The 7,862-nt window shown below is 58.5% G+C and carries 3 protein-coding genes; 2 read left to right on the top strand and 1 reads right to left on the bottom strand.

Annotated features, from left to right (window positions below; genetic code table 11):
* Together ABX749_RS14125 and ABX749_RS14120 are read left to right on the top strand one after the other, a co-directional pair.
* The coding region (locus tag ABX749_RS14125; protein ID WP_372896540.1) for an ATP-binding protein at positions 1–2,026 on the top strand (2,026 nt) is incomplete at its 5' end.
* 155 nt (positions 2,027–2,181) lie between these two features.
* Positions 2,182–2,961 carry a hypothetical protein gene (locus ABX749_RS14120; protein ID WP_372896539.1) on the top strand — a complete coding sequence of 260 codons (780 nt, stop codon included), beginning with the start codon at positions 2,182–2,184 and terminating at the stop codon, positions 2,959–2,961.
* A 494-nt stretch (positions 2,962–3,455) separates the two neighbouring features.
* Here the strand turns inward: ABX749_RS14120 and ABX749_RS14115 are convergent, their stop codons facing one another.
* Complete coding sequence (locus tag ABX749_RS14115) at positions 3,456–7,478, bottom strand: FG-GAP-like repeat-containing protein (protein ID WP_372896538.1); 4,023 nt, start codon at positions 7,476–7,478, stop codon at positions 3,456–3,458.
* Between the last annotated feature and the right edge of the window lie 384 nt (positions 7,479–7,862).

Raw genomic sequence — 7,862 nt, 5'->3', positions numbered from 1 at the left:
CGCGGGAGACTCGGGTGAGTTGTGGGTGGGGGTAGGCACGCGTTGCTATCGCTATCGGTCCGATTCCGATGCGCCGGAAACTGAAATCATTGACGGCGATCAAACGCTCGGTGAAGACGAAACGCTGCGGTTACGTGTCCGTGGTTTGGAACGGTTCAAACCGAAGCAACAGAAACGGTATTTCCGTGTCTCCACTCGCGTCGACGACCATGATTGGACGCCCTTTGAAACGCTCGACGAAGAGATCGTCTTTCCGACCTTGCCGCTGGGCGAACACCGCGTGCAGGTGCGGGTTCAGGATGCCGTGGGCCAAATCGATCCGACACCCGCCGTGTTCCGCTTCAGCGTTCTACCGGTGCCGCTGCAATCGAGAGCCTGGTTCAAACCGGTCGTGGCCATCGGTTTTGTGTCCATTCTCGCCTTGGCGCTGCTGGCATTCTTCAATTGGGCCAGGGTTGGAAAAATGGCTCGCGATCTGGAGCGTCAAGTCGCCCTCAAGACCAATCGAGTGGTCGCCAGCGAGCGGGAATTCCGGCTGCTGTTCGAAGACTCACAGGACGCGATTTGTTTGTTCGCCGATGATGGGACGTTGCAAAGTTGCAACGGTGCCGGGACAGAACTGTTGGGCAAGCAAGAAAACGCGACCGCTCATCTGCGGACGCTGTTTGTGGACCAAGACGAAGCGGATCGGTTTGAGACGGAGTTGCGGAAAACCAATCATCTGCGCGGCAGCCGCTTTCGAATGCAAACCCTCGATGGGAAACCCTTTGACGCGATCGTGTCGGTCAATACGCGAACCGACGCCGGCGGAAAGCAGACCGGGCATCAAGTCATCATTCGTGACATCTCCACGCTCGTCGATCTCCAGCAACAGCTCTCGGAGACCAAGAAGATGGAAGCGGTCGGTCGCATGGCCGGTGGCATCGCACATGACTTCAACAACTTCCTGGCGGTCGTGATGTACGGCGCCGAGTTTGTCCGAATCAGTGCCAAGGGCGACCCGGCGGTGGATCAAGGCGTTCAGATGATCTTGGACGCCGCCGAACGCGGACGAAACCTGACCGGCCAGATCCAAACCTTCAGTCGCGCGTCGACGAACAAGATGGACATCGTCAAGACGGACAAGGTGCTCGAGGGAATCGAACCGCTGCTGCAAGGCGTCGTCGATTCGTCGGTCGCGGTGGAGTATCACGTCGCCGAAGGTCTTGACAACATTCGCGCCGATGTCAGCCAACTGGAACAGATCTTCGTCAATCTGGCGATCAACGCCTCCCACGCGATGCCCGATGGCGGAACGCTGAGCATCCATGCGTCCAACGCGGACGTTACCGAAGAACAATTGCCGGAACTGTATCTCGATGTTCCCGGTCCCTATGTCGTCATCGAAGTTGTCGACACCGGTCACGGTATGGACGCGGCGACCTGTGAACGAATCTTTGATCCTTTCTTCACGACCAAACCGCACGGCCAAGGAACCGGGCTGGGGCTGGCAATCGTCTACGGCATCGTCCGACAGTTCCGCGGCCAGATCTCGGTGGACAGCCAGCCCGGTCGCGGGACGCGGTTCAAGATTTTCCTTCCAGCCACCAAAGAACACAGTGACGAGCCGGCCACCGAATCCGCCGGCCAGGATCCCACCCAAGGCAGCGAGACGATCTTGTTGGTCGAAGACGAACAGGCGATCCGAGATCTGGCGTGCCGGTCGTTGCGACATTACGGGTACCGTGTCGTCGGCGCCGTCGACGGTTTGGATGCCAAACACAAGATCGAAACCGGTGGCGAGTTCGATCTGGTGATTTCAGACGTGCTGATGCCTGGAATGACCGGGACGGCGTTGTTAAAGTGGCTCCGCAAGGCGCGGCCGGATTTGCCGATCCTGCTGATGACCGGTCACGCCGACGGTGGCCCCGATCAGGCGATGGACCAACTCGACGTGCCCTGTTTGAAAAAGCCGTTTCTTCCGGCGGCGTTGGCCGCACAAGTCCGTCAATTGCTCGACGGTCGGTTGGCTCCGACCTCCTCTTGAATCTTTTTTGCGAAGATTGGGTCGCCCCGATGGCGACCGTTGGTTCTATCGAAGCACCATGAATCGACGCATTCAAGCCTCCATCGTCGCTCTGACCGGGCAACGAGCGATCTATGCTTCCGCAGATGTTTGCAACGTACACCTGCGGGGTTCCCATGAGTCGTCTATCCGTCATCCTGGTCGCGTTTCTGTTCGTCGATTGCGGTCTTGCCCAGGCGCAATGGTTTGGCAATCGCTCTCGGGGGATGCGTTCCGGACGTGCCACCCGAGGACACGCCAGTGCCACCGTGCCCAACAAGTATCAGACGCCGTACCCCACCTCCACCGGTGGCATCAGCATCGGTGTGTTCAGCTATCCCGATTACAACCATCCGCGTCCCGGCGCGTTTGATCCCTACCGGTTCGACAACTACGTCTACGATCCCTATCGATTCGGCAGCTTTGAAGCACCGGATCTGTTGAACGATCCCTACTTTCGCGAGCGGCACCGATACGACAGTCATTTCCCGGGTCGGCGGAAGCCGCCGTTGGTGATGCAAACGCCGCAGGTGGAATTCGCAACTCCGTCACCGCGAAACCCGTGGCTATACAAAGGCAGCCCGGAAGCGCTGCGGCATCCGGCGTCGCGCAGTCTTTCGCCGACCGAGTCGGCCTCCCAGCGACTGATCACCAGTCTGTCGGCGATGGAAGACGGAGAAGCATGGATCGAGTTTTTGGCTCCGGACCGCGTCGACGACTTGGTTGCCCAGGGTGACACCCCCGAGCTGCGAGAACTGCTTTCGCACTACGACGGGATTCTCAACAGCCCGGCGTTGAAATCCATCGCCACCGCGCCCGGATTCGAAGCGACCCGGCGGCGGCTGCAACAGCAGGTCGAGTCGGCCAACGAGTCAACGCATTCCCCCAGCGACCTTCTGCCGACACCCCAGATCTAAGCTTCAGCCGCAACGTTGGTGTCCAGGCTTCAGCCGCCCCTTCCAAACGCAACGCGTGCCCCAATCCCCGCATCCGTCACACGATTGAGCAGCCACCCCACCGAAAAAGGTACGAACATTGCGGATAGGAAGAAGGGGTGCAATCGCTACGCTCTCCGTTGACCACCAGCGAAGTGTTTCTTGTTAGCGGCAGGGCGCAAGCCCTCCGGTTCACCATCGTTACCGAAACACCGGAGGGCTCGCGTCCTACCGCTAAAAAATGTTTCAAAGCGTTGCCCGGAGGGTGCCGAAGCGAATCGCGCCCGAGCCTGGGGTCGATGAAATTTCGGGCCTTGCTTCCCGGAGGTGGCACTGCGCTGACCTCCGGCGACTCGCTGGGGTGAGCCTTCCAGCACGCGGCGTAAGCCAGTGGCGTGTGGCGTCATTGCGTTGACCACGTCGGCCAGCCAGGGAAACGCAAGCACGAACGTTTCAATCGAATAGGCCGGCGGCCGCTAAAACAAACTTGCGATCGCATGGTCGATCGCCCACGGCGATTCGTCGGGTTCGCCGGTTTGGTGACGGAGCGGATCGATCAGCACTTGGCTCAAGGATTGCAACGAACCGTCGCCATCCTGAGCGGACTCTGCGTCGGCAACGACCGCTTGACGTCCGAGGAAATTGATCACCATCAAGGCGTCGATCGGACTGAGCATCGAGTCGCCGGAGACATCGTGAAAGATCGGATTTGTCTGTTGAAACACACTCGGCGTTCCCAACACTAATCCGTCTTCACCCCGACGTGCGATTTCGTTGATGACATTGAGTGCGTCCAACGGTGAAACCAATGCGGAGCGATCGACGTCATAGCGATCGATCGGGTTTTGCCAAAGTGACGGTCCGCCCACGATGACGCGATCCGACCCACGAACAATCTGACGTTTGAAGGCATCGTTATCCCAAACCAATGGCCCGGTGGTCCACTGCGGTCCGGCAAGCAATGTTTCCCCCGCGGCGAGCGTCACCTGTGATTCCGAAGACCGACTTCCTTGAAACGGCGCCGTGTAAATCTCGACGGTTTGCGAATCAACGGTTTGTCCGGCTTCATCGACTGCAACGAGCGACAGTTCGACAACTCCGGTCTCTCCCGCACTGGAAAATTGCTGCACCGTCACAAATTGAGGATCGTTCCAGTCGTCGGTGTCGAACACCAGCGACGGACGGGACACCGAAAAAAAGTCTGGGAAGTCATGATGGATCTGCACGGTGAGATCGGAATCCGGCTCCCGACTCAGATGAACCGCGAAACGAACGGATCCGTCTGCAGCATCGGTCGCGAGGGTGTGACCAGAGGTTCCGATCACGATCTGCGGCGTGGACGCGGTTATTGGATTGCCAACAAAGACCCCCGAATCGATGACTTCTCCGTCAGGTGCCAGCCCCGTCGGTCCCAAGTCCCGCGCGGAACTGACCCGCGTCCGCAGATACGTGACTTGACCCGCCAATATTTTTGGAATGAATACGGGGATCGAGTGCTCGGCGACACTTTCCCAAGGACGAAGTTCCAGCCAATGACCGCGCACGATGTGCTCGCCCGGATCGTCCCAGTCACCATCGCGATTGAGATCCAACCATGCGTTGACGAACCCGCCTTCGCCCCGAATCGGTATAGCCAATTGACTGAACTCGCCGGCGACAAAATCAGTCTGAATGACATATCCATCGTTGATTTCTTCCGACGAAGCGAACCGGTTGGGCATCGCATCGTCATCGGGGTCGACCTGGACTGACATACGCGGTCCACCCGACAGATGCCGGGCGCCATCATCAGCCATTCGACTCGGATAGCTGGAAAGAAAACCACTTTGAAAATCAGCGGGGGCGTCCCCGAAATCCATCAATCCCCACTCGATGACCTCGACCGAGTAATCTTCGACTTCGCCGTCGAGCGCCATGCCATCGACACCGACGTCTGCTTCGTCACTCAATCGAATGCGTGCCCAAGTTTTCCCCAACACCGCATCGACGGGAACATCATATTCGAAGAGTTGCCGATCGAACCCACTGGCGGGCACCCCGTCGACAATCTGTTCCGAGTCGGACCAGATTCCATCTTGATCGAAGTCGACCCAGGCATTGACAAACAACTCGACGCCATCAGCGCCGCGAACATCGACATCGAAGTAATTCACGTTGCCACGAATAAGCCACGGAGACGTTTTCAGTGAACTGCCGTCGTCGCCGGATCGTCCCCATCGCACGTTGATACCCGACGCAAGATGAATCATGTCGTGTCGACCATCGTCATTGAGGTCGACCCGTGCCGCGGACTTTAAAGCCAGCGAGCGACCAGCGTTGCGCACCTCGTCCGCGGCGATCGCACCTTGCAACGTGTAGACGAAGAGCGTGCTCCGATCGCCTTCGATCAAGACCTCGTCAACTCCATCTCCGCTCGAATCGCCCGCACTGAGTCGTACGGCATAACCATCCAGATCCAGTTCAACGAGTTCATATCCCCCCGCCCCGTCACTCACGTAAACCTCTTGGGGAGCATTGTAGACACTGCGACTGACAACGACGTCGGCGATGCCATCGCCGTTCAGATTCACGGCAAGAAATCGGCGTATCTGTTCAGGTGAATCGATCGTGAACAGATTTTCGGTCGTCGCGGACGATCCATTCGTCCCCAGTTCCGTGCTTCGTACGACGCCGTCGGCGTGGACGCTCAACAATCGACCGTCCAGCAAGCGATCGGAGGCGAACAGCGTCCGCGATGGGACAACCGTTTGATCCGAATCGTAGACGTAATCACCGCCTCCATCTCCACGCCAGACCTGCCAGCGGGCATCGCCGGCCAATTCGGTGATCGCCACCACGTCCACGTTGCCGTCGCCTGTAACGTCATCGAGAACAAATCCGTCAAGCGTCGCGCCGGCCTGGAAAACCAAATGCTCGGGCAGAGCAAACGTCCCATCTCCGAGTCCAGCCATCCGCACCATCGACGCCGATCCGTCTTCGGGGACGCCGAGCAGATCCACGAAACCGTCATGATTGTCATCCGTTGCCAGCACATGACCGATTGCTAGGCTGCCGGGCAGATCGTGTCGAATCACATCGATCTGACCGCGGTCTTCCAAACCACGCGCCCCCATGATCATTGAAAAATGATCGGTATGCCGATGAAAATAGGCGACGTCGTCAATGCCATCACGGTCAAAATCTGCGACGACATGGGAAATCGGCGACGGACTGTCGAACAACGTCACGTTGCGAAGCTGAGAAAAAGAGAGGGAGTCATCGACGTCCAACACGCTGGCAACCGTCGAGTGCTGGATCAACACGTCGTCAATCGAATCGCCGTTCATGTCGGCCAGTCGCAGGCTCGATCCGTCCGGAATACTGATCGTGTCCAATCGACTCACCGACGATTCATCGACGATCTGAAGCAATTCGATCCACTTGCTGGGAAAGTCGTAGGTGTTTTGCATCATGACGTAGACCAGCGGCCCGCCATCGGTCTCCGCCTCTGACACCGCCAGATCGACGACGTAGTCCGGCATCGCAATCGTTTCGAGCCGATAGCCGAACGATTCTTTGTACCAGACGTTGATCTGCCTGTGATAATCGGATGTCATTAGATCGGTCGCGCCGTCGCCATTGAAATCCGCAGCAGCAATCGCAAGAAAACTCCGGTTACCGTCGATACCGACCAGCGTTTCAAGACCACCAAATGTGCCGTCCCCGTTTCCGTGTTGAACCCAAACCTGATCGCTGTCGCTGAACACGAAAACGAGGTCATCCCTGGCGTCATCGTCGACATCCCCCAAGTGAAAATGTCGTACATATGAATCATTGGTTTGCAACGTTTGCTGCGGCACCAGCGTTCCGTTGCCCGTTCCCAACAAGACCCGCGTCTCGCTATGCCTCTGGTTTGACACAAACACAAAATCGGCAATCCCGTCGTCATTCAGGTCGGAACTCGCAGCCATGTCGGCACTGAAACGAAGCTCACCCGATTGATAGAGAATGCGGTCAAATCCTTGCTGCGCGTCAAACTCCAACACAAAGACGCTATCTAGACAAGCGAAGACCACTTCCGATGCAGCATCGCCATTGGTGTCGGCCAAGGAAAAGTCTTCATTGACACACGTACTTAACGGTGAGAGATCGACGAGATTCGTATACATCCGCGGCCCCAGCGAACCGTCGGGTTGCTGCAGCCGAGTCATCAATGTGGTGTACGACAGGCTGACAATGTCCGAGCGGCCGTCTCCATCGATGTCTGCGACGCGTGTGCTGCGTGCCGCCGCCCCCCATGAAAACTCGCCGTGCTCATTGTCGACGTTGAAAAGTTGATCCAGCATCCGGTCCTGGGTCGGGACCACGTTTCCACCGACCTGGCCAAGCGTCGCGTCGACGCGAACGTGCGCGGCGACTTGATCCAGCGGAGCCCAACCGAAATCAACCGGGGCGACGTCGCCGGCGAGCAGGCGACGTTCTTCGAGGGGTTGAAGGCGTCGCGGCGAACGTTTTTTCATCGAGAAGAGAGGAGAGTGGTGACGCGGGGCGAGATGGCGTGGGGGATTGAGCATAACTGGTGAGAACGCCGGTCGCAATCAACGGCGGCTTCGTTGCCCGGCGTCAAAGCCCCGCGTCCCGCTGGGACGTCCCAGCACGTGCCGTCAGTCAGTGGCGCGTGGTCCGCGACATGGCGTGATGCCCGACCGCTGGCGAGAATCGGCTGATGCCAATCGCGGGATCGGGCGTTTGACACAGTGGCGGATCGGATGCGGCGCGTCAAAACGACGCGACGCTCGCTGACGCGTCCCGCTGGGCCGCAGGATTCTCCATGCGTCGCGGGTTTTGGGGTCGCTCGTCTTCACCACAGCTCTACAATTGGCGGCACGATTGACCATCCCATG

This window comes from Stieleria sp., assembly GCF_041595215.1.
Taxonomy (GTDB): domain Bacteria; phylum Planctomycetota; class Planctomycetia; order Pirellulales; family Pirellulaceae; genus Stieleria; species Stieleria magnilauensis.
Note: the sequence above shows the minus strand (reverse complement) of the source record. Positions and strands in the feature narration are given on the sequence as shown.

What these genes read in the sequence shown, in the direction of transcription:
- ABX749_RS14120 (WP_372896539.1), top strand. Translation starts at nt 2,182, where the DNA reads ATGAGTCGTCTATCCGTCATCCTGGTCGCGTTTCTGTTCGTCGATTGC.
- ABX749_RS14115 (WP_372896538.1), bottom strand. Translation starts at nt 7,478, where the DNA reads ATGAAAAAACGTTCGCCGCGACGCCTTCAACCCCTCGAAGAACGTCGC.